Here is a 23,361-nt window from a genome sequence, read left to right as displayed (position 1 = left end):
CCGGTCACGTTGCGCGCGGAAGCCGGCGGGAACAGGCAAAATGATTCAATGCCTTTTTTCGACGGAGCCACCGGTGCTGTCCACTATCGAACCTGGACCGTCGCCGACGCTCGATTCGGTCTCGTTTTCCTGCACGGTCTCGGCCAGAACAGCGCCCACTACCACCGCTTCGCTCGGCTACTCAACGAGCGTGGGGTGGACGTGTGGGCGGTCGATCACGTAGGGCACGGCCTGACCGAGGGTGAACTGACCGACGCAGCACAGATCCCCGGTCTCGCCCAGAACGCGCTGCAGTTGATCGACATCGCCGAGGCCGAGCACCCCGAGTTGTCGTTCGCTCTGATGGGCCATTCGCTCGGAGCTGCGACGGCCATCGCAGCGCTGGGTGCGCACCCCGAGGCGGTCCGCTGCGCGATTCTGTGCGGCACACCCAAGTCCGTGACCGGGTCCGCCGACGACCTGTCCGACAACGTCATTCCGTTGCTGGCCGTGCACGGCGTGGACGATCGTCTGGCACCGGTCGATGCCGTCCGCGAGTGGATCGGGAGCGTTCCGCACGCGAGCTTGCGCGAGTTCGAGGACGGCGGCCACGATCTGCTGCACGAGAAGATTCACCAGGCCGTGACCACGGTGGTCGCCGAATTCCTCGACGATCACATGCACTGACGATCACATGCACTGACGATCACATGCACTGACGATCACATGCTGTACGCCGAAGGGCCCGACGCGATTGCTCGCGTTGGGCCCTTCGGCACTCGTGCTGGGCGATCTACGAGTAGATGGCCTCGATGTCGCTGCCACGTTCGGTGTGGATGATGTTGCGCTTGAGCTTCATCGTCGGGGTCAGCTCACCGGTCTCGACGGTGAAGTCGTTCTCGAGGATCGTGTACTTCTTGATCTGCTCGGGGTTGGAGACCTTCTTGTTGGCCTCGGCCACGGCCTTGTCGATCTCGGCGACGAGGTCGGCGTTCTTCGACAGCTCCGAGAACGGGATGTCGGCAGCGAGGTTGTGGCGTTCGAGCCAGCCCGGCATCGCTTCGGGGTCGAGGGTGATGAGCGCACCGATGAACGGCTTTGCATCACCGACGACGAGGCACTGGCTGATGATCGCGTTGGCGCGCAGCGCGTCCTCGAGCACCGCGGGGGCGACGTTCTTGCCACCGGCGGTGACGATGATTTCCTTCTTGCGGCCGGTGATCGAGACGAAGCCTTCCTGATCGATCGACCCCAGATCGCCGGTGTGGAACCAGCCGTCGACGATCGCTTCGGCGGTGGCCTTCTCGTTGTGCCAGTAGCCGCTGAACACCACCGGGCCCTTGAGCAGCAGTTCGCCGTCCTCGGCGACCTTGACCGCGTGACCGTCGATGGGCTTGCCGACGGTGCCGACGCGCTGTTCCTTGGTGGTGTTGACGGTGACGGCCGCGCTGGTCTCGGTCAGTCCGTAGCCCTCGTAGACCGGGACGCCCGCGCCGCGGAAGAAGTGGCCCAGGCGAGCGCCGAGGGGGCCACCGCCCGAGACCGCACGATCGCAGTTACCGCCGAGGGCAGCTCGCAACTTGGAGTAGACGAGCTTGTCGAAGACCGTGTGCTTGAGGTTGAGCACCAGGCCTGCGCCGCCCTTCTCCTGGGCTTCACTCCACTCGATGGCCGTCGCGGCGGCCTTGTCGAAGATGCTGCCCTTGCCGCCGTCGTGTGCCTTCTGCTTGGCCGAGTTGTAGACCTTCTCGAACACGCGCGGCACCGACAGGATGAAGTTCGGCTTGAAGACGGCGAACTGATCCACCAGTGTCGACACGTCCGAGGTGTGGCCCACGGTCACCTTCGACTCGAACGAGCCGAACGACACCGCGCGGGCGAACACGTGCGCCATCGGTAGGAACATCAAGGTGCGGTTGCCCTCGCGCATGGAGTCGTGCAGCGCGATCTGGGTGGCCTGGACCTCGGCGTAGAAGTTCGCGTGTGTCAGCTGCACACCCTTGGGGCGGCCGGTGGTGCCCGAGGTGTAGATCAGTGTCGCGGGGGAGGCGGCAGTGACCTGGTGTCGACGGGTGTGCACGTCCTCGTCGCTGATTCCCGCGCCTCGGGTGGTCAGTTCGTCGATGGCTCCGCCGTCGATCTGGAGTACCTCGCGCAGTTCGGCGGCACCCTCGGTGACGTCCTTCAGGTTCGAGACGTGCGCTGCGGTCTCGACTACGAGCAGCTTGGTAGCGGAGTCCTCGAGGATCCACTGGGCCTGATCGGGCGACGAGGTCTCGTAGATCGCGACGGTGCACCCGCCGGCGGTCCAGATGGCGTAGTCGAGGACGACCCACTCGTAGCGGGTCGCGCTGAGGATCGCGACGCGGTCGCCGAGTTCGACGCCCGACGCGATCAGGCCCTTGGCCACGGCGGTGACCTCTTTGGCGAACTGACCCGCGGTGACGTCGGTCCAGGTGCCGTTCACCAGGCGCTGGAACGGGACGAAGTTCGGTGATTCCTTCTGGTACCGGAAGACGGTGTCGGCCATGGATGCGTCGTCGGGAATGGTGAATGACGCCGGCACAGAATATTCGCGCACTGCTGGACCCCTTACGGATAAATAGCGTGGTAGTTGTGCATTTCATCACACCCGAGTCCGTAACGCACCACCGAGGTTGTCCGCTTTGTGAATTTTCGGTCGTTTTTCGGGGGAGGTGAGTGTGACTCGGGGTACAACATAACGGTGTCCGGTCGTGTGTCTCCGTCGGGTCGCCCTCGCAGGGCCGCGTGTGCGTGCCCCCATCACCGCTGTTTTCGTCACCTGATCAGCGCAGAAGGAGTCGCGGGGGCCGGGCAGGTACTAAACTCGGGTGTATATGAGCACTTCAGAATCTGATCAGGATGCCGCCGTGACGTCTGACGAGACGAGTTCGTCCCCTCCCGTCCACGCAGGTGAGTCTTCTTCGACAGCGGATGACGACATCACTTTTGCCGATCTCGGAATAGACGAGCGGGTCCTGAAGGCCCTGCGCGACGTCGGATACGAGAGCCCGTCGCCCATCCAGGCGGCCACCATCCCGCCGTTGATGGCGGGGAACGACGTCGTCGGCCTCGCGCAGACCGGAACGGGTAAGACCGCCGCGTTCGCGGTGCCGATCCTGTCTCGTCTCGATGTCTCGCGTCGGACGCCGCAGGCCTTGGTGCTGGCACCGACCCGCGAGCTCGCGTTGCAGGTGGCCGAGGCGTTCGGGAAGTACGCCACCCACATTCCGGGTCTGCACATTCTGCCCATCTACGGCGGTCAGGCGTACGGGATCCAGTTGTCCGGCCTGCGCAAGGGTGCCCAGATCATCGTCGGAACCCCGGGCCGTGTGATCGACCACCTCGAGAAGGGCACACTCGACCTCTCCGGGCTCGAATACCTCGTGCTCGACGAGGCCGACGAGATGCTCAAGATGGGGTTCCAGGAGGACGTCGAGCGCATCCTCTCCGACACTCCCGAATACAAGCAGGTCGCGTTGTTCTCGGCCACGATGCCGGCCGCGATTCGCAAGATCTCCAAGCAGTACCTGCACGACCCGGTGGAGATCACCGTCAAGACCAAGACGTCGACGGCACCGAACATCACGCAGCGCTACGTCCAGGTGGCGCATCAGCGCAAGCTCGAAGCGCTCACTCGAATCTTCGAGGTCGAAGAGTTCGAGGCCATGATCATGTTCGTGCGCACCAAGCAGGCCACCGAAGAGCTCGCCGAGAAGTTGCGCGCCCGGGGCTTCTCCGCCGCCGCGATCAACGGCGACATCGTGCAGGCACAGCGTGAGCGCACCATCGGCCAGCTCAAGAACGGCCAGATCGACATTCTGGTGGCCACCGATGTGGCGGCTCGTGGTCTCGACGTCGACCGCATCTCGCACGTCATCAACTACGACATCCCGCACGACACCGAGTCCTACGTGCACCGCATCGGTCGTACCGGCCGCGCGGGTCGCGCCGGTCAGGCTCTGCTGTTCGTCGCGCCCCGGGAGCGTCACCTGCTCAAGGCCATCGAGCGCGCGACGCGTCAGCCCATCACCGAGATGCAGTTGCCCAGCGTCGACGACGTCAATGCGCAGCGCGTGACGAAGTTCAAGGACTCCATCACCGAAAGTCTCGGTAACGAGAATCTGGCGCTGTTCCGCCGGCTCATCGAGGACTACGAGCGCGAGCACGACGTGTCCCTGGTCGACATCGCGGCAGCGCTGGCCATCCAGTCGCGCGACGGCGAAGCGTTCCTGTTGAAGCCTGAGCCGCCTGCCCCGCCGCGCGCACCCCGGGAGCCGCGTGAGCCGCGTCCGCCTCGCACGTTCGACGAGGATGCGGCCAGCTCGCATCACCGCAAGACGGGCCAGGAAATGGCGACGTACCGCATCAGCGTCGGAAAGCGTCATCACGTTGCACCCGGTGCCATCGTCGGTGCCATCGCGAACGAAGGCGGTCTGCGTCGAAGCGACTTCGGACACATCAGCATTCGTCCCGACCACTCGCTGGTCGAGCTGCCTGCGGATCTGGCCGACGAGACGGTCGAGGCGTTGCGTCGTACCCGCATCAGCGGTGTACTGATTCAGCTGCAGCCCGACTCCGGTCCTCCCGGACGTAGTGGCGGTCCGCGCGGAGGCGGAAAGTTCAAGGGCAAGCGCTAGCACCACGTGCGCGGAACCTCGTAGCCTGCTACGAAGTTCCGCGCACGACCCGCCGGCTCGAGCGTTTGGTGGCTCGGGCCCCGGGTATCCGCACGTGCATGACCAACGTCACTCTGCGTGTCAATGGAACCGATCGTGAGATCGACTGCGACACTCGATCCACTCTGCTCGACGCACTTCGCGAAAACCTGGATCTCGTCGGGGCCAAGAAGGGGTGCGACCACGGGCAGTGTGGTGCCTGCACCGTCCTGGTCGACGGCCGGCGAATCAACAGTTGCCTCACGTTCGCCGTCGCGCAGGTCGGGCGCGAGATCACCACGGTCGAGGGACTGTCCGACGGCGACACTCTGCATCCCGTGCAGCAGGCCTTCGTCGATCGTGACGCGTTCCAGTGCGGGTACTGCACGTCCGGGCAGATCTGCTCGGCGGTCGCGGTGATCGAGGAAGCAAAACAGGGCTGGCCCAGCGCGGTCACCGAAGACCTCGAGGCCACCGATGTCGAACTCGACTCCGGCGAAGTGCGCGAGCGCATGAGCGGCAACCTTTGTCGCTGCGGTGCGTACGCGAACATCGTTCCCGCAGTGCAGGACGCGTCATGAGGACCTTCGAATACCGAACCGCCACTGCGATCGACGACGCTCTCGAACGTCTGGCGGGGGACGAGAACGCGATGTTGCTCGGTGGCGGCACCAATCTGGTCGATCTGATGAAGCTAGGTGTGGCCGCACCATCGGCGTTGATCGATGTGACGCGATTGCCGCTGCACGACATCGACGTCGCCGACGACGGAGCGTTGCGGATCGGCTCCGGGGTGTCCAACAGCGATCTCGCGGTGCATCCGGTTGTCCGCCAGCGGTATCCGGTGCTCTCGCGGGCAGTGCTGTCCGGGGCCTCGGGCCAGCTACGCAACATGGCCACCACCGGCGGAAACCTGTTCCAGCGCACTCGATGCGTCTACTTCATGGACGCATCCAAGCCGTGCAACAAGCGCGAACCCGGTTCGGGCTGTCCGGCACGTAACGGCGAGCATCGAAACCTCGCCATCCTCGGAGCCTCGTCGTCGTGCGTGGCGACGCATCCGTCCGACATGGCCGTCGCGCTGTCGGCTCTCGACGCGCGCATCGTCGTTCGCGGAGTCGACGGTGAACGGAAACTCGAGATGGACGAGTTCTACCGATTGCCCGGCGATGATCCGACGCGAGACAACACTGTCGCCCGAGACGAAATCGTCACCGCCATCGAAATTCCGAAGGCTGCCGACGGCACTGTCTCGACCTATCGGAAGGTACGGGACAGGCAGTCGTACGCGTTCGCGGTCGCGTCGATCGGCGCTGTGCTCGACGTCGAGGACGGAATCGTACGTGGGGTGTCGATCGCGCTGGGCGGCGTTGCGCACCGACCGTGGCGGGCCCGAACCGCCGAACATGCACTGCTCGGAACCGCTCCCGACGAGGCGTCGTTCCGGGCTGCGATCACCGAGGAACTGCACGCAGCAGAGCCCTTGCGAGACAACGCCTTCAAAGTTCCGCTGGTCACGAATCTGGTGACGCGCACTCTGGTGGAATTGGCAGAGCTGGGCACACACGAAGAGTTGGGAGATCGGTCATGACGGCATCGATCGGCCAGTCGATTCAGCGCACCGAGTCCGTCGACAAGGTCACCGGCCGAGCGCGCTACGCCGCCGAGCAGCCGATCGCCGGCCAGGTGTACGCCTGGTACGTGCCCGCGACGGTTCCCGTCGGGACGGTCGAGAACGTCGAACTCGCTGACGGGGGCCCGGCGGTGCACGCGCTCCTGTGGCACGGCAACGCCGAGAAGCTGGGCGAGGTGGAAGATGCGGAACTGCATGTGCTGCAATCGAATTCCGTTGCTTACCGCGGCCAGATCGTGGCCGTCGTTCTGGCCGACACCCTCCAGGATGCCCGCGCGGCGGCCGCCCGAGTACAGGTGCGTTACGCCGACGTTCGCTCACCCGACAACACCCTGAGCGCCGATCACAGCTCGCTGTACGCGCCCGAGTCCGTCAACGCGGGATTCCCCACCGACGTCACGATCGGTGATCCGGACGCTGCATTGACGACGGCCGAGCACGTCGTCGACAACTGGTACTCGACGGCTCCGATGCACAACAGTCCGATGGAACCGCATGCCACGACGGCTCAATGGTCCGATGGTGTACTCACGGTCTGGGATTCGACGCAGGCACCGTCGGGAGTTCAGGGCGATCTCGCCACGGCGTTCGGACTGGAACCCGCGAATGTTCGCGTGATTGCCGAGAACGTCGGCGGAGGCTTCGGGGCGAAAGGCAGTACTCGGCCCAACGCGGTTCTCGCTGCGATTGCGGCGCGAGCAACCGGCAAGACCGTCAAGCTGGTTCTACCGAGGCAGGCCCTGTTCGATGTCGTCGGATACCGCACCCCGACCCTCAATCACGTTCGCCTCGGTGCGGATTCGAGTGGCAGGCTGCAGGCCATCGCTCACGATTCCTTTCAACAGACGAGCACGATCTTCGAGTTCTGTGAGCAGACGTCGGAATCGACCCGGCACATCTATGCCTCGCCCAACCGCGCCACAACGCATCGGCTCGCCGCGCTGGATGTCGGCACCCCGCGCTGGATGCGAGCCCCGGGTGAGGCACCCGGCATGTTTGCAGTCGAGACGGCGATCGACGAATTGGCAACGGTCACCGGAATCGATCCGATCGAGCTTCGGATCCGCAACGAACCCGACGTCGATCCCGCGAGTGGGAATCCGTTCAGCTCCCGCAGTGTGGTGCAGTGCCTGCGCGAGGGTGCCGAGAAATTCGGCTGGGACCGTCGAGACTCCACGCCGGGCCGACGCCGAGAAGGCAATGTCTTGCTCGGAATGGGCGTCGCCACAGCGAGTTACCCGGTGCTGATCTCGCCGAGTACCGCGGCGGCTCGCGTCGAGCAGGACGGCACGATCACGGTGTCCGTCGCTGCATCCGACATCGGAACCGGTGCGCGGACCGTGCTGCGACAGATTGCCGCCGATGCGCTCGAGGTCGACGCGGATGCCGTCACACTGGAACTGGGCGACAGCGCTCTGCCCAAGGCCCCCGGTGCCGGTGGATCCTCGGGCACCTCCTCCTGGGGTTGGGCGGTCACCAAGGTCTGTAACGCGTTGCGGGACCAGGGACCGTTGCAGCCGGGTAACTCCGCCGAGGCCGATACAACCGACGACGTCGAAGCCCAGAAAGAGTTGGCGCGCATGGCGTTCGGTGCCCAGTTCGCCGAGGTGGCAGTCGACGTCGACACCGGTGAAGTACGCGTGCGCCGGATGCTGGGGGTGTTCGGCATCGGGAAGGTGATGAATCCACGACTGGCCCGGTCGCAGCTCATCGGCGGCATGACGTTCGGACTCGGAATGGCGTTGATGGAGAGCGGCGTCGTCGATCACGAATTCGGCGGCTTCGCCAACCACGACCTCGCCGAGTACCACATCCCGGCCTGTGCGGACGTCACCGATCTCGAGGCCGTGTGGATCGAGGAGGTCGACACCGAGCTCGCACCGATGGGCGGTAAGGGAATCGGTGAGATCGGTGCGGTGGGCTCGTCGGCGGCCATCGGCAATGCGGTCTACAACGCCACCGGCATCCGAGTCCGCGACCTGCCGATCACCCTGGACAAGGTGCTACCGCACCTCTAGAACGGGCGCAGCCCCTCTACGCCAAGATTCGCTGTAGGAACTGTCGAGTACGGGGCTCGGTCGGGTTCGCGAGAACCTGCTCGGGCGTCCCGCGTTCGACGACGACGCCGTTCTCGAGGAACAACACCTGATCGGCCACCTGCTGGGCGAAACGGATCTCGTGGGTGACGATCACCATCGTCCATCCTTCGGCGGCAAGGCCTTTGATGACGCCCAGTACTTCGCCGACCAGTTCGGGATCGAGCGCGGAGGTCGGCTCGTCGAACAGCATCAGCTTGGGGCGTAAGGCGAGGGCTCGGGCGATTCCGACGCGTTGCTGTTGGCCACCGGAAAGCTGGAACGGGTACTGATCGGACTTGGCGTCGAGACCGATCTGGTCGAGGATCGCGTGTGCGTCGCGAGTGGCGTCGTCCTTGGCCCGTTTCTGGACGATCACCGGTCCCTCGATGATGTTCTGCAGCACGGTCTTGTGGGGAAACAGATTGTGGCTCTGGAACACCATGCCGCTCTGCGCGCGGAAGTGGCGCAGTCGCGCGGCGTCCACGGGCTCGGCGAAGTCGACAGACACGTCGCCGATGCGGATCAGGCCGGCATCGGCTCGGTCGAGAGCGTTGAGCGTTCGCAACACTGTGGTCTTGCCGGAGCCGGACGGCCCGATGATGACGGTGACGGTGCCCGACGGCACGGTGAACGAGACGTCCTTCAATACTTCGATCGGTCCGAACGATTTCTTCAGTGCGGATACTTCCAGCAGGTCTGTCATTTCGCCACGTACCTGTCGAGTCGGACTTCGAGTTTGCCTTGGAAGAACGAGAGAATTATGCAGATCACCCAGTAGTACAGGGCGGCAACGGAGTACAGCGTGAAGAAGTCGAACGTCGGAGCCGCCGCCAGCTGCGCGACGCGCAGCAGTTCGGTCACCAGGATGGTCGATGCCAGCGAGGTGTCCTTGACCAGCGAGATCAACGTGTTCGACAGCGGCGGCACGGCGGTACGCAGTGCCTGCGGAAGCACGATGCGCTGCAACGTGGTTCGGTATCCCATGCCGATCGTCTGCGCGGCCTCCCACTGGCCCTTGGGCACGCTCAGTATCGCAGCGCGAATGACTTCGGCCGCGTAGCCGCCGACATTCAGCGAGAACGCCACGACCGCCGCCGGAAACGGCGAGATCACGATGCCGAACTGCGGCAGGCCGTAGAAGATGATGAACAGCTGCAGCAGTAGGGGAGTGCCGCGAATGATCGAGACGTAGAACCGGGCCACTGCGGCGAGGGGCTTGATCGACGAGATCCGGGCGAGTGCCACGGCCAGCGCGATGACCAGTCCCACAACGAAACTGACGGCGGTCAGCGGGATTGTCATGGTGACCGTCGCCTTCAGCATCGGCCACAGGTTGTCGAGTACCAACTGCATCTTCGACGGCGCAGTGGTTCCTGCGTCCTCGCTCACCGGTGCCGCGGTGTCGGCGGTCGGTGCCGCGACGTCGCTGCCGAAGTACTTCTTCGAGATCTCGGCGATGGTGCCGTTGTCACGAAGGGTGTCGATGGCCGCGTCGACCTCCTCCATCAGGCCGCTGTTCTTGCGGGCCACGAAGGACTGCAGCGTCGTGTCGCCCGTGTTTCCGGAGACCCGCACTCCCGTGTCGCCGGTCTGCTGCAGGTATTCGGCGATGGCGAGCGAGTCGTTGACGGTGGCGTCCACCCGGCCGTCCTTGACGAGCGCGACCGCTTGGACGAATCCCTCGACCGCCTCGACGTTCGCGCCCGCGTCGGCAGCGACCTCGGCCCAGTTGCTCGTCGACGATTGGGCGGTGGTCTTGCCGGCCAGATCGGCCGTCGAGGTGATCGTGGTGTTGTTCGCGGCGGTGAGAATCTGGCCTTCGGACACCGTGTAGGGCTTGGACAGGTCGTAGGTCGACTGCCGGGCGGGGGTGATCGACACCTGGTTCGCGATCAGGTCGAAGCGTTGCGATTGCAGCCCGGCGAAGATCGAGTCGAAGGGGGTTTGCACGAAGTCGACGCGGACGCCCAGTTCGTCGCCGACCGCGTTGATGACGTCGATGTCGTAGCCGGTGAGTTGGCCGTCCCCGCCCTGATAACTGAACGGGCTGTACGTGCCCTCGGTGCCGACGACGAGTACACCGTCGTCGCGCACTCGGTCCAGGAGGGATTGCGACGACGAACTACACCCGGACAATCCGAGTATGCCGATCAGAATCGCGACCAGAACCAGAGTGGATCTGCGCACCATCTAGGCCTGCTTTCGCTGTAATGACGAGTGGAGAAAAACCTACCCGTCGATCTCCAGTTCCGCTGACACGACGACGGTGTTGTTCATCGGCAATGCGGCCGCTCCCAGCGCAGTCCGCGCATGCGCACCGACCTCGGGTCCGAAGATCGCCAACACCAGATCGGAGAACCCGTTGACGACGGTGGTGGTCTGAGTGAAGCCGTGATCGGCGTTGACCGAACCGGTGACGGTCAGCCACGCGCTGATTCGATCGAGATCTCCGATGGCACGGGCGAGGCTGCCCAATACCGCGAGGGCGGTGTCACGCGCGGCGTCGGTGGCGGCGTCGAGGTCGACTTCGGACGGCACTGCACCGAACGGACCGGCGAGGGTTCCGTCCGGTGCGAGCGGCGAATGACCCGAGACGAAGACGCGGCTGCCGCGCACGCGAACCCAATCGAAGGAGAACTCGAATCCCGGTGGTGCGCTCGGTTCACCGGGCAGCTCGAAGCCGAGTTCGGCGATGCGACGTTCGATCTCCATGAACGGAAATCCTGTCAGACCGCAACGCCGTTGATGGTGCGAACTGTCCATCGGGTGCCGTCGTGTTCGAGTGTGGACACACCGGCGTTGAGTATGCGGGGTGAGTGTCGTCGACGGATGGCGTCGAAGATGGCTCGAATGACGCCACCGTGGGCCACGGCGATCACCGCGGAGTCGGGGTAGCGCGAGGCGATCTCGTCGACGGCTCGCACGCCCCGGACGATCAGATTCGATCGTGGCTCGAGGCCCGGGTATCGCCCGTCCGGCCAATGCGAGTACGCGTCCCAGTCGGTGAATCCCTCGGCGTCACCGAAGTGACGCTCGGCCAGATCCGGGAATTCGGCGGTTCGGTTCAGGCCCAGATGGGTCCCGATGATGTCGGCGGTTTCCGCGGCCCGGACCAGCGGCGAACTGACCAGGTGATCCCACGTACGGAACTCCAGTTCGTAGCCCGCCTCGCGGGCCTGAGCTCGTCCGGTGTCGTTGAGAGGGATGTCCGAAGAGCCCTGCAGGCGGCCGTGCAAATTCCAGTTCGTTTCACCGTGCCGAACCAGCGCCAGAAAAGTCATAGTGAGCGGAGAATATCCCAGAGTTACCAGGGAGTACGGTCGATACCGAGATAAGCGAACGAGCACGGAGGATTGTCGATGAATCTTGCCCTGACAGAAGAAGAGGCCGCGTTCCGCGACGAGATGCGGACGTTCTTCACCACGAAGATCCCCGCCGAGATTCGCGAGAAGAACGCGACGGGTCAGGAGTTGAGCAAGGACGAAGTGGTCACGACCATGCGAATCCTGAACGAGAACGGACTGGCAGTACCGCACTGGCCTGCGGAGTTCGGTGGCCGCGATTGGTCTGCGGTCCAGCGTCACATCTGGCTCGACGAAATGCAGCTGGCCTCGGTACCCGAGCCGCTGGCGTTCAACGCGTCGATGGTGGGCCCGGTCATTGCGACGTTCGGGTCGCAGGAGATCAAGGAGAAGTTCCTGCCGAAGACGGCGAACCTCGACATCTGGTGGTGTCAGGGGTTCTCCGAGCCCGAGGCCGGTTCGGATCTCGCCTCGCTGCGTACCACCGCCATTCGGGACGGTGACGACTACATCGTCAACGGCCAGAAGACGTGGACCACTCTCGGCCAGTACGCCGACTGGATCTTCGCGTTGGTACGCACCAACCCCGATGCACCGAAGAAGCAGGCCGGAATTTCGTTCCTGCTCATTGATCTGAACACCCCCGGCATCGAGATGCGTCCCATCAAGCTGGTCGACGGCAGCGTCGAGGTCAACGAGGTGTTCTTCGACAACGTCCGCGTCCCGGCCGAGAACCTCGTGGGCGAGGAGAACCAGGGCTGGAGCTACGCGAAGTTCCTGCTCGGCAACGAGCGCACCGGCGTCGCCCGCGCCGGACACACCAAAGTTCGACTGGGACAGGCGAAGAAGCACGCCGCGCAGACGAAGGTCGGCACCGGGACGCTGCTCGAGGATCCACTGTTCGCGGCCAAGCTTGCCGAGGTGGAGAACGAACTGCTCGCCCTCGAGCTCACCCAGTTGCGGATGGTCTCGAGCTCGGACGACGGCAAGCCGAACCCGGCATCGTCGATTCTGAAGCTGCGGGGTTCCGAATTGCAGCAGACCACAACAGAATTGCTGATGGACATCGCCGGGCCGGACTCCTTGCCCTACGAGGCAGGCGAGGACATCGAGAGCGACGGTTGGGCACAGCGGTCGGTACCGAACTACCTCAACTATCGCAAGGTCTCGATCTACGGCGGCTCGAACGAGGTTCAGCGCACCATCATCGCGTCGGCGATTCTCGGACTGTAAGGGAGCATCTGAAGACATGGATTTCGAACTCAACGAAGAGCAGAAACTGCTGCGCGACACCACCCGTGAGGTTCTCTCGCGCGCCTACGACACCGAGAAGCGCAACAAGATCGTGGCCGGTGAGCTGGGGTGGAGCACCGACGTCTGGAAGCAGCTGGCCGAGGTCGGTCTGCTGGGTCTGACGTTCAGCGAGGACGACGGCGGTATGGACGCCGGTCCCGTGGAGATCATGGCGGTCATGACCGAGGTCGGACGACGGCTCGCGCCGGAGCCCGTTCTCGACGCCGTTCTCGTGCCCGGCGGGCTCATCTCCGAGCTCGGCTCAGCCGATCAGCGCAAGCGACTTCTGCCACCCGTGGCCGAGGGCTCGTCGATGTTGGCGTTCGCGCACAACGAATCCGGCAGCCGCTGGCCCAACGTCGAGGTCGCCACCACGGCGACCGAGGACGGCGGATCGTGGTCGATCAGCGGCGTCAAGAACCCGGTTCCGCACGGCGGCAGCGCTGACGTCATCGTCGTCAGTGCCGTGCTCCCCGGCGGTGGAACCGGATTGTTCGTCGTCGACGGCGACGCGACCGGGCTGACCCGCAAGTCGTACGCCACCCACGACGGGCAGCGCGCCGCGCAGATCGAATTCTCCGACGTTGCTGCAGAACCGCTGGGTTCGGCCGAGAACGCAGCCGCTGCGATCACCGGTGCCGAGGTGCGCGCACAGGCCGCACTGTGTGCCGAGGCAGTGGGAGCAATGGAGGAGGCGCTGCGGCTGACCACCGATTACCTCAAGCAGCGCAAGCAGTTCGGGGTTCCGCTGGCCAAGTTCCAGGCGCTCACCTTCCGTGCGGCGGACATGTACGTGCTACTCGAGCTGGCCCGCAGCATGAGCCTCTACGCCACGATGTCGTTGGCGGACGGCAATGTCGACACGACCATCGCCTCGCGCGCCAAGCTGCAGATCTCGCGTTCCGGTCGCAAGATCGGCCAGGAGGCAATTCAGCTGCACGGCGGAATCGGCGTCACGGCCGAATATCCCGTCGGGCACTACACCAGTCGGCTCGTTGCCATCGAGCACACTCTCGGTGGGGCCGACGAGCACCTGCGCATCCTGTCGGACAAGGTCGCCGATCACGACCTCATCGGAATCTGATCCGGTAAAAGGATACGGGCCCGGCCACCTCGTCCAGGTGGTCGGGCCCGTTCTCGTCTCTCGGACGCGTCAGCTACCCGAATCCGCCTGCACCACAAGGTCGGCCACAGCTGCGGGGTTGGAAACCAGGATCGCGTGCGAGCCCGGAACCTCGGTCACCCGGGCCCCGGCCCGCTGCGCCATGGACCGCTCGGCGGAGGTCGGGATGATCTGATCCTGCTGGGGGATCAGCGCCCACGACGGGGTGTGCGCCCAGGACGGCGGACCGCTCGGTTCGAGCAAGGCACCGGCAGCGATGGTCTTCTGGTGAGCGGCCATGCGGGCGGCCTGCTCCTCGGTGACGTCGGGGGCGAAGAACGGACGGAACAGCGCGGGCGTGATGTACGAGTCGACGTTCTTGCCGATCAGGTTGGACGAATCGTCGACGATAGACAGCCCGATCACCGGTGGGACCAGAGCCGTCACGGGGAATCGGAACGGGTCGAGTTCGAGTGCGACGGGTTCGCCTTCGACCGGCATGAACGCCGCGACGTAGACCAGAGCCTCCACGTTGTCCGCGTGCACGTTGCTGATCACCGTGCCGCCGTAGGAATGGCCGACCAGCACCACGGGCCCGTCGATGTTCTCGACGACGTCGGTCACCGAGGCCGCATCGATCGCCGGGCCGCGCAGTGAGTTCTCGGCGGTGACGACGGGGTAGCCGCGGCCGCGTAGGTCGGCCGCGACACCGTCCCAGCTGGTGCTGTCGGCGAAGGCACCGTGCACGAGGACAACGGTCGGCAGGCCCTGCGCAGCGGCCGGAGCCACCCCGATCCCGAGCATCGTGCCCACGGTCAGTGCCGCGGCTGCGAGCAGGGAGGTCCACTTGGAAGACGTCATGTTCTCAACCTGCCACACGCCAGGAGTTTCCACGGTGTTCACCGTCCGGATTCGACCAGCTTTTTCTCAGTGAACGCTCGTATGCTTGGCTTGTGGCAGTGGCGTTCGCCCGACCGGGTGATCGTGAAACGGTAGGTCCGATCGTGAGCGAGAGTTCGATGAAGTCTCGGATGGCCGAGTACCCACGTCCCCATCACTGCTTGTTGCACATCAGCGACACGCATCTCGTCGACGGCGGCGGTCGCTTGTACGGCGGCGTGGACAGTGAGTTGCGGCTCGAACAAGTGATGACCGATGTTCGGAACTCGGGGGTGCGGCCCGATGCGTTGGTGTTCACCGGTGATCTGACGGACAAGGGCGAGGCGGGTGCCTACGAGAAGCTCCGCGCTCTGGTCGAGCCGGTGGCCGAGGAGCTCGGCGCGCAGATCGTCTGGGCGATGGGCAATCACGACGACCGCGCGACGTTCCGTCGGACCCTGCTCGACGCGGAACCGAGCGGGCAGTCCATCGATCGCGTGCACGACGTCGACGGGCTTCGCATCGTCACCCTGGATACGACGGTCCCCGGAAAGCATCACGGTGAGCTCGCCGACGAGCAATTGGCTTGGCTCGCAGACACTCTCGCAACCCCTGCCGAGTTCGGCACGATTCTGGCGATGCACCACCCGCCGGTACCGACCGTGCTCGATCTCGCAGTTCTGGTCGAGCTCATCGATCAGCCGCGCCTGGCGGACGTGCTGCGCGGCAGCGACGTGAGATCGATACTCGCAGGGCATCTGCACTATTCGACGACAGCGACGTTCGCGGGTATCCCCGTCTCGGTCGCGTCGGCCACGTGCTACACCCAGGATCTCAATGTTCCCGCCGGCGGGTTACGCGGTCGCGACGGAGCCCAGGGCTACAACCTGGTTCACCTCTACGACGACACCGTCGTCCATTCGGTGGTACCGACGGGCTCGTACGACACTGTGGGAGAGGCAGTGTCGGCAGAGGAGACCGCGCGCCGGCTCGACGCAGCGGGAGTGACCATTGCCGACAGCGCCCGTCGAAAGTTGTTCAGCGACGCCTAGTTCTGGGTGCGTTCCCACGGCGCGACGATGGGGAAGTACTTGTCCAGGAACTGCGTCACGGTGCGCGTGCGCAGATCGAGGTCGACCTCCGGGAAGCTGCCGTCGTTGAGGCAGAAGAAGTCGACCGATCTTTTGGGCAGCAGCTTCTCCATCAACTCGAGACCCGCGACGGACGTGGTGTCGATGTACCGAACCTTCGCATCCTTCTGGACCACGGCGCGTCCGCTCATCAGCGCGTAGTAGTGGTACAGCGAATTCGTGACCGAGATGTTCGTACTCGCGCGGAATGCACTGGCAGCGGTGGAGGCGAACTCGTCGGGGAACTCGTTCTCCATTTCCTGCATCACGCTGCGGCGCAACGGCGTTGCCGCATGCTCGAGGTGCCGGGTGGTCGTCATCCCGAAGCGGTCCTGCAGGATCCGACGGTTCACGCGTGCCGCGTTCTCGAAGCCGCTGCGGTCGGCGTCGCTGTAGCCCAATCCGATTCGCGTCGTCGCCTCGATGAACATGCTGATTCCGCCGGGGGAGAAGAACATCGACGGGCTGACGGGGCGACCGAAGAACATGTCGTCGTTCGAGTACAGGAAGTGCTCGGACAACCCGGGGATGTGGTGCAGCTGGCATTCGACGGCCTGCGAATTGTGCGTCGGCAGTACGGAGGTATCGACGAAGAACGCCTCGCTCGGCACGAACGTCACCTTGGGATGGTCGGCGAGCCACGCCGGCCTCGGGGAGTCGGTGGCGACGAAGATGCGCCTGATCCACGGTGCGTACAGGTGAATCGACCGCAGTGCGTACTTCAGTTCGTCGATCTGCCGGTACCGGGCGGCCGAATCGTCGCCTTCGCCGACGACGTAGTTCGCCATCCGGCGGGCGCGTTGAGCCTGGAATTCCGCGGACGAACCGTCGACCCACGAAAACACGATGTCGATGTCGAAATTGATGTCCGACGCGTGGTCGGCGAACATGTTCTCGATGGTCGGCCAGGTTCGGCCGAAGCGCTCGACGGTGCCGCGGACGGCCTCGTCGGGCCGGATGTTGCGGCGAGTGAGCGAGTTCTCGATCGGCAGCACGATCTCGGACGGTGAGAACGACCACAGCTCGATCTGCACCGCGGTCGATGCGCCGTAGTAGAGCCCGCTGAACGGCTCGACACGTGGGCGGTAGAGCCGCACGATGCGTGCGTTCGACGACGGCGACAAGGTGCCATCGGCTACCAGTACCGCTTTTCCGCGGGCGTCGACGGTCTTGGAGTAGAAGGGCTCGGCGCGGCAGGCATGCACCAGGGCCGTTGTCAGTGCCTCGCGAGCGGCCAATTCTATGGCGATGACGGGACGCTCGTCGTTGCCGCGCACCAGTAGATACTTGATCCGCGCGGCGTCGAGCACGGCGCGCACGAACAGCAGATCTTCGACCATCGCCTGGTGCGGGGTGGTCGAGGTGATGGTCAGTGCGTAACGGCCGTCGTGGCTGACGACGTCGGACCGTTCGCTCAAGCGCGCGGCGGCAGCGTCGGATTCTCGGGTGACGGCATCGTTGGTCTCGTGCTCCGGTGGAACGAGGTAGATATCGTGCGGGGCAGAAGACGAGGTGATGACGTTCCTTCCGGAGTGTTCGCGCTGGCCGAGGAACCCCGGTGCCGTCTCAGTCTAGTGCAGGTGCGGTGCCTTTCGGACGCGCTGCGGTAGAACCCTGCTCGCTGCGACCAGGCCCAGTGCGATACCGACGGCGTCGGCGAGTGCGTCGGCGGCCGATCCTGAGCGACCGAGCGGCAGGATCGCCTGCAGGAACTCCGACACCACTGCGAACGCCGACACCCACAGTGCGGTCTTCACCCAGCCGATGCCGGCGAGTCGGGAGGTGTAGGCGAGAGCAGCGAACAGGATGCAATGAATGATCTTGTCGCTGTGCTGAAAGCCGGAAGGCACCCCCGACGCGGGGGTGAAGAGAACGATCAGCGCGACGACGAACGTGACGGCCAGGGGAATTCGGTACGTCGACTGCGAGATCACCGCGAGGAGTTTACCGGCGCTGCAGCACCACCACCGTGTCGATTCGCTCGTCGCCGTCCGGCGTCGTCCGGGTGCGGTGTTCGGCGTGAATCACCTCGAACCCGTCGCCCGCCGCAGCGACGACCGGTTCCGGTGCGAACAGTCGGTGCTTGGCCGGGTGCTGAGAGGCGTGGCTGTCGCTGGGACTGTGCCCGACGATCAGTAGACGGCCCTTCGTCGCGACCGCCGCGGCGAACCTGCGGGTGGTCAGTTCCAATTCGTCCGGCGGCACCTGCAAGAAGTGCACCGACACCAGATCGAACGCCGCGGCCGGGGGAGTCCAGTCCAGTACGTCTTCCTGACGCCAATCCACCGCGAGCGTCTGTGACCCGAGTGCCTGCTGTGCGGCGCGAGCGCGGCCGAGAGCCACATCGGAGATGTCGACGCCGGTCACGTTCCATCCTTCGCCGGCCAGCCAGAGTGAGTCGGCACCTTCACCGCAGCCGATGTCCAGGGCGCGGCCCGGAATCAGCTCGGACGCTTCCTGTACCAACACGGCGTTGGGATTTCCGCTCCAGATGGCGGTGCGTTGGTTGTAGAGGTTGTCCCAGAACGATTCGTCGAAGGCACCGTTCTCGAAATCCGGTTCCGGGTGGGTCGGGTCGGCTGGATGAGTGTGCGCAGGTGTGTGGTCGGCCATGGTTCGAGACTGCCCGCTGTCGTCCCCGAGCGCAAACGAATTTGCTCATTCGGCAAAAATTGGCCTTGGGTAAAGTAGTCCGTCATGACCGAACCGGAACGCGAAGTACTGACGTGGGAGACCTTTGGAGACGCCTCGCGCGATCTGACGAAGAAGATCGTGGGCGACGGGTTCGTTCCGGACATCGTCATCGCGATCGCCCGCGGCGGACTCATCCCTGCCGGTGCCATCTCCTATGCCATGGGCGTCAAGGCTGCCGGCACCCTCAACGTCGAGTTCTACTCCGATATCGAAGAGACTTTGCCCGATCCTGTTGTGCTCGAACCACTTCTGGATACCGACGCGATCGTCGGCAAGAAGCTGCTCGTCGTCGACGATGTCGCCGATTCCGGCCGCACCCTGGCGCTGGTGATCGATCTACTGAAGGCGCACACGGCCGACGTGCGGTCGGCCGTGATCTACACCAAGCCCAGAACCATTGTGCAGCCGGACTACTCGTGGCGAGAGACCGACAAGTGGATCAATTTCCCGTGGTCCACGTTGCCGGTCATCACCTGAGTTATTCGCTGGAGACGTCGATCAGCACCTTGCCTACGGTTCCGTTCTCCACGGCGTCGTGTGCGGCCGCGGTCTCGCTCAGCGGGAAGCGGTGCAGTGGCAGGCCGGTGGCTTCGCCCACCTCCAGCACGCCTGCTGCCGCCGCTGCGCTGACGTCCGCCTCGGCGTTGCGCAGAGCCTCGTCGCCCACGGTGTAGAGCAGCACGAACTGGTAGCGAGTGTTGAGCACCATGTTCGGCCGGACGTCGAGGGTGATGGTGTCGCCGCCGTTGTTGGCGTAGACGGCTACGGATGCTCGGTTCGCTCCGACGGCCGCGTTGAGCGCGGCGTTCTGTGCGGGAGCGACCTCGACCACCAGATCGATTCCGCCGGGCACCAATTCGCGGATGTCAGCGGCGGCGTCTCCGGCCTTGTAGTTCACCACGTGGTGCGCGCCGGCAGCGGTGGCCAGTGCGCCCTTCTCCGGTCCGCTGACGGTCGTCACCACGGTCGCGCCTGCCCAGCGGGCCAATTGGATCGCGGCATGGCCGACGGCACCGGCGCCACCGGCGACGAGTACCGACTTGCCTTCCAACGCGCCGGGATGCAAGCGAGACGGGCCGTCCTCGGACACCGTCAGTGCGCGGTGTGCCGTCATCGCGGGTACGCCGAGGCTCGCGCCGACGTCGAAGCTGACGCCGTCGGGGAGAGCCACCACACGTGATGCGGGAAGGTTGGTGAACTTCTGCGCCGTTCCGGTCGGACGCTGATGCTGGGCCAGGTACACCCAGACGCGATCTCCTACGGCCAGCCCCTCGACATCAGGGCCCACGGCGTCGATCACTCCGGCACCGTCCTGGTTCGGAACCACCTCGTCGAACGCCAGCTTCTCGCCCGGTCCGGAACCGGTCCTGTTCTTCCAGTCCGTCGGATTGACGCCCGAGACCACGACGCGTACGCGCACTTCGCCTGCGGCCGGCTCGGTCACCTCGCGATCTTTCGGTTCGAGGACGGACGAATCGCCGGTGCGGGTGTACACAATTGCTGGAGAAGTCATACCGGGTTCAACGCGCCTGGAGGGCCCCGATGTTCCCTTCGAAGCAATCGGGGTATGCATGACTGGCTATCAGTGCTCGACGAAAGAGGCGTACTCGATGAACCACAACGACCTGCTGACCGACGCATTCGGTCGAATAAAGGAACTCGTTCACTCGGTGTTGGACGACATCCCCGCTGCCGCGTTGACCTATCGGCCCGACGCCGATGCCAACAGCATCGCGTGGTTGCTGTGGCACCTGACGCGTGTGCAAGACGACCACATCGCGGGTGTGGCCGGGAGCGAACAGGTCTGGACGTCGGACTCGTGGTTCGAGCGTTTCGGATTGCCGTTCGACAAGTCCGACATCGGGTACGGCCAATCGTCCTCCGACGTGGCTCAGGTCACCTCGAGCGCCGAGTTGTTGCGCGAATACCACGACGCCGTGCACTCGAAAACCGTTGCGTACCTGAGCGGTATCTCGACCGACGATCTGGACCGAATCGTCGACGAGAACTGGGATCCGCCGGTCACGTTGGGTGCGCGCCTGGTGTCCGTGGTCTCCGACGACCTTCAGCATGCCGGGCAGGCGTCGTACGTTCTCGGCCTGTACACCCGGCAGGCCTAGCCGTCAGGCGTAACGCTTCTGCAGGTTCTCCAGCGTCTTTCGGATGTTGCGACGCTGGAACTGCGGGAACGTCTTGCCGCTGGTGACGATCTTGTCGAACACGAGCGCCAGGGCATCGGGCCATTTCGTTCTGTCGTCGGTCCAGGTTTCGGTGACCTTTGTGCCGCCCGCGACCGGCTCGAAGTCGTATCGCCAGGTTGCGTTCGCGCCCTTGATCTTCGGAGCGCTCTTACCGATGGCGTGGACGCGGAACTCGAAGGTCTTGCCCGGGTCGGCTGCGGTCACGGTGCAGCGAGTGATCCACTTCGCCCGGCCGCGCTTGTTGGTTCCGTCGAATACCATTCCCACGTAGGCGCTCTCGCGAGGATCGTGCACGGTGGCACCGGTATTTTCGGGACTCCACCGGCCCATCTTGGTGGGGTCGCTGATCGCTGCGTAGAGGGTGTCGGCGTCGGCGTTGACAACGACGCTGTCGGACACCGTGAACTCGCGGCTCATGAGGATGCGCCGTTCTTCAGGCCTGGATGAATACGAGTGAGCATGGGCACCAACAATGTTCGCGGGGTGATCTGGGCGAAGATCGATCCGATGCGGTTGGCGGGCCCGGGGATCGACACCATCCGTCCCTTGGCCATGTCGTCGACGGCGGTCTTGGCCACCGTTTCTGCCGACACCCACATGATCGATGGCAGTGCCTTCTCGGCGTCGTCTTTCGCGAAGCCCGCGGCCTCGCCGAAACCGGTCTGCACCGGTCCAGGGCACAGCGCGGTGGCTGTCACTCCCGTTCCGCGCAGTTCTCCGGTCAGAGACTGGGTGTAGGAGAGAACGAACGCCTTGCATGCGCCGTAGCCCGCTTGGCCGGGAAGCGGCTGGAACGCGGCGGTGGAGGCCACGTTCAGCAGAGCTCCGCGTCGTCGCTCGGTCATGCCGGGGAGGAAGCGAGTGCAGAGATCGGCGACGGCAACCACGTCGACCTCGATCATGTTCATCTCTGCTTCGGGGTCGGATTCGACGACCGGGCCGAGCGTCGACAGCCCGGCGTTGTTCACCAGGATGTCCGGTATCAGTCCGAGTTCGGTGACGCGCCCGAGCAATTCGGCGCGGGCGCTGCGATCGGACAGGTCTGCTGCGAGCACCTCGGCGCGAACTCCCCGCGAGCGGAGTTCGTTCGCAAGCTCGTCGAGCCTGTCGGCGCGGCGGGCGACGAGGGTGACTCCGTGACCTCGGGAGGCGAGTTCGCGAGCGATGGCGGCACCGATTCCGGAAGACGCTCCGGTCACGACGGCAGTCCGGTCGGGTGCGGGGCGAGGAAGGCTCATGCCCCCACCGTAGCGAACGCCCGCTGTGCAGCGCATTTGAATCCGGATGAGAGGTTAGCCTAGGGTTACTTTAAATTCCCTTTGCTTGTCGAAAGGTAACCATGTTCTTTGTTTCACCGAACGGTCGACGGACTGCTCGCCGCGCAACCCTGCTGTCCGCGCTCACGGTGTCGGCCCTTGTGGTCGGCGCGTGTTCGAGTACCGATACCGCGGAGGAACCACAGGCGGCCAGCGACTTCGCGGCCGTCACCATCGATTCGGCGCTGGGTCAGGCCGTCATCACCGAGAAGCCGGAGCGCATCGTGACGCTCGGCCAGGGCTCGGCCGAAACGGCGATCGCGCTGGGTACCGTCCCGGTGGGCGTCGAGGAGTATTCCTGGGGTGCCGACGACACCGGCTATCTGCCGTGGGTGCACGACGCGGTCACCGAATTGGGTGCCGAGCTTCCCCAGCAATTCACGGGCGGAACCGAATTGAACATCGAGGCCGTCGCGGCTCTCGAACCGGATCTGATTCTGGCACCGTGGTCGGGCGTCACGCAGGATCAGTTCGACAAGCTCAGTGCCTTCGCCCCGGTGGTCGCATACGAGGAGAAGCCGTGGACCACGACGTGGCAGGACCAGATCACCGTCATCGGCAAGGCCATGGGCGAGGAGCAAAAGGCGGTCGAGGAGATCGACAAGATCGAGAACCGCTTCGCCGACGCCGCGGCCCAGCACCCCGAGTATTCGGACGTGAGCTTCTCTTACATCTACAACACCGGTCCCGGAACGCTCGGAGTGTTCCTCGCCGACGAGCAGCGCGTCGCGATGGTGCGCGGTCTCGGGCTGCAGGTCGATCCGGTGGTGAACACGCTCGACGAGACCGAGGGCACCGACTCATCGGTGATCGGCTTGGAGAACGCGAATCTGTTGAACGATTCCGACCTGATCTTCACCTTCTACTCCGATCCGCAGAACCGCACCGACACCGAGAATCAGCCTGCCTACAAGCAGATTCCGGCCGTGTCCCGCGGTTCGGTCGTTGCGCCGACGGATCAGTCCTTCGTCACCGGGTCGTCGATCATCAACCCGCTGACAGTGCCGTGGGCACTCGAGCGCTACGTGCCGATGATCGACGAGGCTGTCGCGAAGCTCGACGCGAAGTAGGTCAC

General features: G+C 64.7%; 23 protein-coding genes. 11 read left to right on the top strand and 12 right to left on the bottom strand.

From position 1 onward, the window contains the following. The first annotated feature begins 48 nt into the window (after positions 1–48). The gene (locus K414_RS0122595) at positions 49–666 is read left to right on the top strand and encodes an alpha/beta fold hydrolase (protein WP_027498000.1); all 618 of its coding nucleotides are present in this window, start codon (positions 49–51) and stop codon (positions 664–666) included. A 106-nt stretch (positions 667–772) separates the two neighbouring features. Here K414_RS0122595 and K414_RS0122590 read toward each other — a convergent pair whose 3' ends face one another. Then, the gene (locus tag K414_RS0122590) at positions 773–2,560 is read right to left on the bottom strand and encodes a long-chain fatty acid--CoA ligase (protein WP_027497999.1); all 1,788 of its coding nucleotides are present in this window, start codon (positions 2,558–2,560) and stop codon (positions 773–775) included. A 277-nt stretch (positions 2,561–2,837) separates the two neighbouring features. Between K414_RS0122590 and K414_RS0122585 the strand changes: the two genes are divergently transcribed. The 4 genes from K414_RS0122585 to K414_RS0122570 all read left to right on the top strand — a co-directional run bounded on the left by K414_RS0122585 (position 2,838) and on the right by K414_RS0122570 (position 8,309). Continuing rightward, a complete protein-coding gene (locus tag K414_RS0122585) occupies positions 2,838–4,640 on the top strand; it encodes a DEAD/DEAH box helicase (RefSeq protein WP_037219496.1) in 1,803 nt (600 codons plus the stop codon). A gap of 98 nt (positions 4,641–4,738) precedes the next feature. Beyond that, positions 4,739–5,239: a 2Fe-2S iron-sulfur cluster-binding protein gene (locus tag K414_RS0122580; RefSeq protein ID WP_027497997.1), complete on the top strand. Its 501-nt coding sequence runs from the start codon at positions 4,739–4,741 to the stop codon at positions 5,237–5,239. Further along, positions 5,236–6,249 (top strand): xanthine dehydrogenase family protein subunit M, encoded by a 1,014-nt coding sequence (locus K414_RS0122575; protein WP_027497996.1) that lies wholly within the window; start codon positions 5,236–5,238, stop codon positions 6,247–6,249. Before K414_RS0122580 ends, K414_RS0122575 begins: the two co-directional genes overlap by 4 nt. Continuing rightward, a complete protein-coding gene (locus tag K414_RS0122570) occupies positions 6,246–8,309 on the top strand; it encodes a xanthine dehydrogenase family protein molybdopterin-binding subunit (protein WP_027497995.1) in 2,064 nt (687 codons plus the stop codon). The genes K414_RS0122575 and K414_RS0122570 overlap by 4 nt, the downstream gene beginning before the upstream one ends. 16 nt (positions 8,310–8,325) lie before the next feature. On the opposite strand, the gene K414_RS0122565 is transcribed toward K414_RS0122570, so the two are convergent. From K414_RS0122565 to K414_RS0122545, 4 genes are read right to left on the bottom strand one after another with little or no spacing between them, the layout of a single operon-like run. Next, a complete protein-coding gene (locus K414_RS0122565) occupies positions 8,326–9,072 on the bottom strand; it encodes an amino acid ABC transporter ATP-binding protein (protein ID WP_027497994.1) in 747 nt (248 codons plus the stop codon). Further along, complete coding sequence (locus K414_RS28690; protein WP_081701652.1) at positions 9,069–10,559, bottom strand: ABC transporter permease subunit; 1,491 nt, start codon at positions 10,557–10,559, stop codon at positions 9,069–9,071. The genes K414_RS0122565 and K414_RS28690 overlap by 4 nt, the downstream gene beginning before the upstream one ends. 39 nt (positions 10,560–10,598) lie before the next feature. Then, a complete protein-coding gene (locus tag K414_RS0122550) occupies positions 10,599–11,081 on the bottom strand; it encodes a RidA family protein (protein WP_027497993.1) in 483 nt (160 codons plus the stop codon). Positions 11,082–11,095: 14 nt separating this feature from the next. Next, entirely contained in the window at positions 11,096–11,650 is a 555-nt protein-coding gene (locus K414_RS0122545; protein WP_027497992.1) for a histidine phosphatase family protein, read from the bottom strand. Between the two features lie 78 nt (positions 11,651–11,728). Here K414_RS0122545 and K414_RS0122540 point away from each other — a divergent pair, with 78 nt between their 5' ends. Together K414_RS0122540 and K414_RS0122535 are read left to right on the top strand one after the other, a co-directional pair. Continuing rightward, complete coding sequence (locus K414_RS0122540) at positions 11,729–12,904, top strand: acyl-CoA dehydrogenase family protein (RefSeq protein WP_027497991.1); 1,176 nt, start codon at positions 11,729–11,731, stop codon at positions 12,902–12,904. 16 nt (positions 12,905–12,920) lie between these two features. Then, positions 12,921–14,048 (top strand): acyl-CoA dehydrogenase family protein, encoded by a 1,128-nt coding sequence (locus K414_RS0122535; protein ID WP_027497990.1) that lies wholly within the window; start codon positions 12,921–12,923, stop codon positions 14,046–14,048. Between the two features lie 69 nt (positions 14,049–14,117). Here the strand turns inward: K414_RS0122535 and K414_RS0122530 are convergent, their stop codons facing one another. Then, a complete protein-coding gene (locus K414_RS0122530) occupies positions 14,118–14,927 on the bottom strand; it encodes an alpha/beta hydrolase (protein ID WP_027497989.1) in 810 nt (269 codons plus the stop codon). 158 nt (positions 14,928–15,085) lie between these two features. On the opposite strand from K414_RS0122530, the gene K414_RS0122525 reads away from it, so the two are divergent. Continuing rightward, positions 15,086–15,997, top strand: coding sequence for a phosphodiesterase (locus K414_RS0122525; protein ID WP_027497988.1), 912 nt, complete (start codon positions 15,086–15,088; stop codon positions 15,995–15,997). Here the strand turns inward: K414_RS0122525 and K414_RS0122520 are convergent. The 3 genes from K414_RS0122520 to K414_RS27735 form a co-directional block, all read right to left on the bottom strand. Beyond that, on the bottom strand, positions 15,994–17,415 hold the full coding sequence (locus tag K414_RS0122520) for a stealth family protein (protein WP_032371933.1): 1,422 nt from the start codon (positions 17,413–17,415) through the stop codon (positions 15,994–15,996). The two genes, K414_RS0122525 and K414_RS0122520, sit on opposite strands and share 4 nt — an antisense overlap. Positions 17,416–17,646: 231 nt before the next feature. After that, on the bottom strand, positions 17,647–18,009 hold the full coding sequence (locus K414_RS0122515; RefSeq protein ID WP_027497986.1) for a VanZ family protein: 363 nt from the start codon (positions 18,007–18,009) through the stop codon (positions 17,647–17,649). A gap of 10 nt (positions 18,010–18,019) precedes the next feature. Beyond that, the gene (locus K414_RS27735; protein ID WP_081701651.1) at positions 18,020–18,688 is read right to left on the bottom strand and encodes a class I SAM-dependent methyltransferase; all 669 of its coding nucleotides are present in this window, start codon (positions 18,686–18,688) and stop codon (positions 18,020–18,022) included. Between the two features lie 84 nt (positions 18,689–18,772). Here K414_RS27735 and K414_RS0122505 point away from each other — a divergent pair, with 84 nt between their 5' ends. Further along, on the top strand, positions 18,773–19,246 hold the full coding sequence (locus K414_RS0122505; protein ID WP_027497985.1) for a phosphoribosyltransferase: 474 nt from the start codon (positions 18,773–18,775) through the stop codon (positions 19,244–19,246). A 1-nt stretch (position 19,247) separates the two neighbouring features. On the opposite strand, the gene K414_RS0122500 is transcribed toward K414_RS0122505, so the two are convergent. Then, on the bottom strand, positions 19,248–20,282 hold the full coding sequence (locus K414_RS0122500; protein WP_037219494.1) for an NADPH:quinone reductase: 1,035 nt from the start codon (positions 20,280–20,282) through the stop codon (positions 19,248–19,250). Between the two features lie 97 nt (positions 20,283–20,379). On the opposite strand from K414_RS0122500, the gene K414_RS0122495 reads away from it, so the two are divergent. Next, positions 20,380–20,889, top strand: coding sequence for a DinB family protein (locus K414_RS0122495; protein ID WP_027497983.1), 510 nt, complete (start codon positions 20,380–20,382; stop codon positions 20,887–20,889). 3 nt (positions 20,890–20,892) lie between these two features. On the opposite strand, the gene K414_RS0122490 is transcribed toward K414_RS0122495, so the two are convergent. Together K414_RS0122490 and K414_RS0122485 are read right to left on the bottom strand one after the other, a co-directional pair. Beyond that, positions 20,893–21,387 (bottom strand): SRPBCC family protein, encoded by a 495-nt coding sequence (locus K414_RS0122490; protein ID WP_027497982.1) that lies wholly within the window; start codon positions 21,385–21,387, stop codon positions 20,893–20,895. Then, positions 21,384–22,208 carry an SDR family oxidoreductase gene (locus tag K414_RS0122485; protein ID WP_027497981.1) on the bottom strand — a complete coding sequence of 275 codons (825 nt, stop codon included), beginning with the start codon at positions 22,206–22,208 and terminating at the stop codon, positions 21,384–21,386. Before K414_RS0122485 ends, K414_RS0122490 begins: the two co-directional genes overlap by 4 nt. 101 nt (positions 22,209–22,309) lie before the next feature. On the opposite strand from K414_RS0122485, the gene K414_RS0122480 reads away from it, so the two are divergent. Continuing rightward, positions 22,310–23,356, top strand: a complete 1,047-nt coding sequence (locus K414_RS0122480) for an iron-siderophore ABC transporter substrate-binding protein (RefSeq protein ID WP_027497980.1) — start codon at positions 22,310–22,312, stop codon at positions 23,354–23,356. Positions 23,357–23,361 lie beyond the last annotated feature (5 nt).

Origin of the sequence: Rhodococcus sp. JG-3 (genome assembly GCF_000482405.1) — a bacterium.
Lineage (GTDB): Bacteria > Actinomycetota > Actinomycetes > Mycobacteriales > Mycobacteriaceae > Rhodococcoides > Rhodococcoides fascians.
The sequence above is the reverse complement of the archived record's forward strand: the minus strand, read 5'-3'. Positions and strand labels throughout refer to the sequence as shown.

What these genes read in the sequence shown, in the direction of transcription:
- K414_RS0122595 (WP_027498000.1), top strand. Translation starts at nt 49, where the DNA reads ATGCCTTTTTTCGACGGAGCCACCGGTGCTGTCCACTATCGAACCTGG.
- K414_RS0122585 (WP_037219496.1), top strand. Translation starts at nt 2,838, where the DNA reads ATGAGCACTTCAGAATCTGATCAGGATGCCGCCGTGACGTCTGACGAG.
- K414_RS0122580 (WP_027497997.1), top strand. Translation starts at nt 4,739, where the DNA reads ATGACCAACGTCACTCTGCGTGTCAATGGAACCGATCGTGAGATCGAC.
- K414_RS0122575 (WP_027497996.1), top strand. Translation starts at nt 5,236, where the DNA reads ATGAGGACCTTCGAATACCGAACCGCCACTGCGATCGACGACGCTCTC.
- K414_RS0122570 (WP_027497995.1), top strand. Translation starts at nt 6,246, where the DNA reads ATGACGGCATCGATCGGCCAGTCGATTCAGCGCACCGAGTCCGTCGAC.
- K414_RS0122565 (WP_027497994.1), bottom strand. Translation starts at nt 9,072, where the DNA reads ATGACAGACCTGCTGGAAGTATCCGCACTGAAGAAATCGTTCGGACCG.
- K414_RS28690 (WP_081701652.1), bottom strand. Translation starts at nt 10,559, where the DNA reads ATGGTGCGCAGATCCACTCTGGTTCTGGTCGCGATTCTGATCGGCATA.
- K414_RS0122550 (WP_027497993.1), bottom strand. Translation starts at nt 11,081, where the DNA reads ATGGAGATCGAACGTCGCATCGCCGAACTCGGCTTCGAGCTGCCCGGT.
- K414_RS0122545 (WP_027497992.1), bottom strand. Translation starts at nt 11,650, where the DNA reads ATGACTTTTCTGGCGCTGGTTCGGCACGGTGAAACGAACTGGAATTTG.
- K414_RS0122540 (WP_027497991.1), top strand. Translation starts at nt 11,729, where the DNA reads ATGAATCTTGCCCTGACAGAAGAAGAGGCCGCGTTCCGCGACGAGATG.
- K414_RS0122535 (WP_027497990.1), top strand. Translation starts at nt 12,921, where the DNA reads ATGGATTTCGAACTCAACGAAGAGCAGAAACTGCTGCGCGACACCACC.
- K414_RS0122530 (WP_027497989.1), bottom strand. Translation starts at nt 14,927, where the DNA reads ATGACGTCTTCCAAGTGGACCTCCCTGCTCGCAGCCGCGGCACTGACC.
- K414_RS0122525 (WP_027497988.1), top strand. Translation starts at nt 15,086, where the DNA reads ATGAAGTCTCGGATGGCCGAGTACCCACGTCCCCATCACTGCTTGTTG.
- K414_RS0122520 (WP_032371933.1), bottom strand. Translation starts at nt 17,415, where the DNA reads ATGGTCGAAGATCTGCTGTTCGTGCGCGCCGTGCTCGACGCCGCGCGG.
- K414_RS27735 (WP_081701651.1), bottom strand. Translation starts at nt 18,688, where the DNA reads ATGGCCGACCACACACCTGCGCACACTCATCCAGCCGACCCGACCCAC.
- K414_RS0122505 (WP_027497985.1), top strand. Translation starts at nt 18,773, where the DNA reads ATGACCGAACCGGAACGCGAAGTACTGACGTGGGAGACCTTTGGAGAC.
- K414_RS0122500 (WP_037219494.1), bottom strand. Translation starts at nt 20,282, where the DNA reads ATGACTTCTCCAGCAATTGTGTACACCCGCACCGGCGATTCGTCCGTC.
- K414_RS0122495 (WP_027497983.1), top strand. Translation starts at nt 20,380, where the DNA reads ATGAACCACAACGACCTGCTGACCGACGCATTCGGTCGAATAAAGGAA.
- K414_RS0122490 (WP_027497982.1), bottom strand. Translation starts at nt 21,387, where the DNA reads ATGAGCCGCGAGTTCACGGTGTCCGACAGCGTCGTTGTCAACGCCGAC.
- K414_RS0122485 (WP_027497981.1), bottom strand. Translation starts at nt 22,208, where the DNA reads ATGAGCCTTCCTCGCCCCGCACCCGACCGGACTGCCGTCGTGACCGGA.
- K414_RS0122480 (WP_027497980.1), top strand. Translation starts at nt 22,310, where the DNA reads ATGTTCTTTGTTTCACCGAACGGTCGACGGACTGCTCGCCGCGCAACC.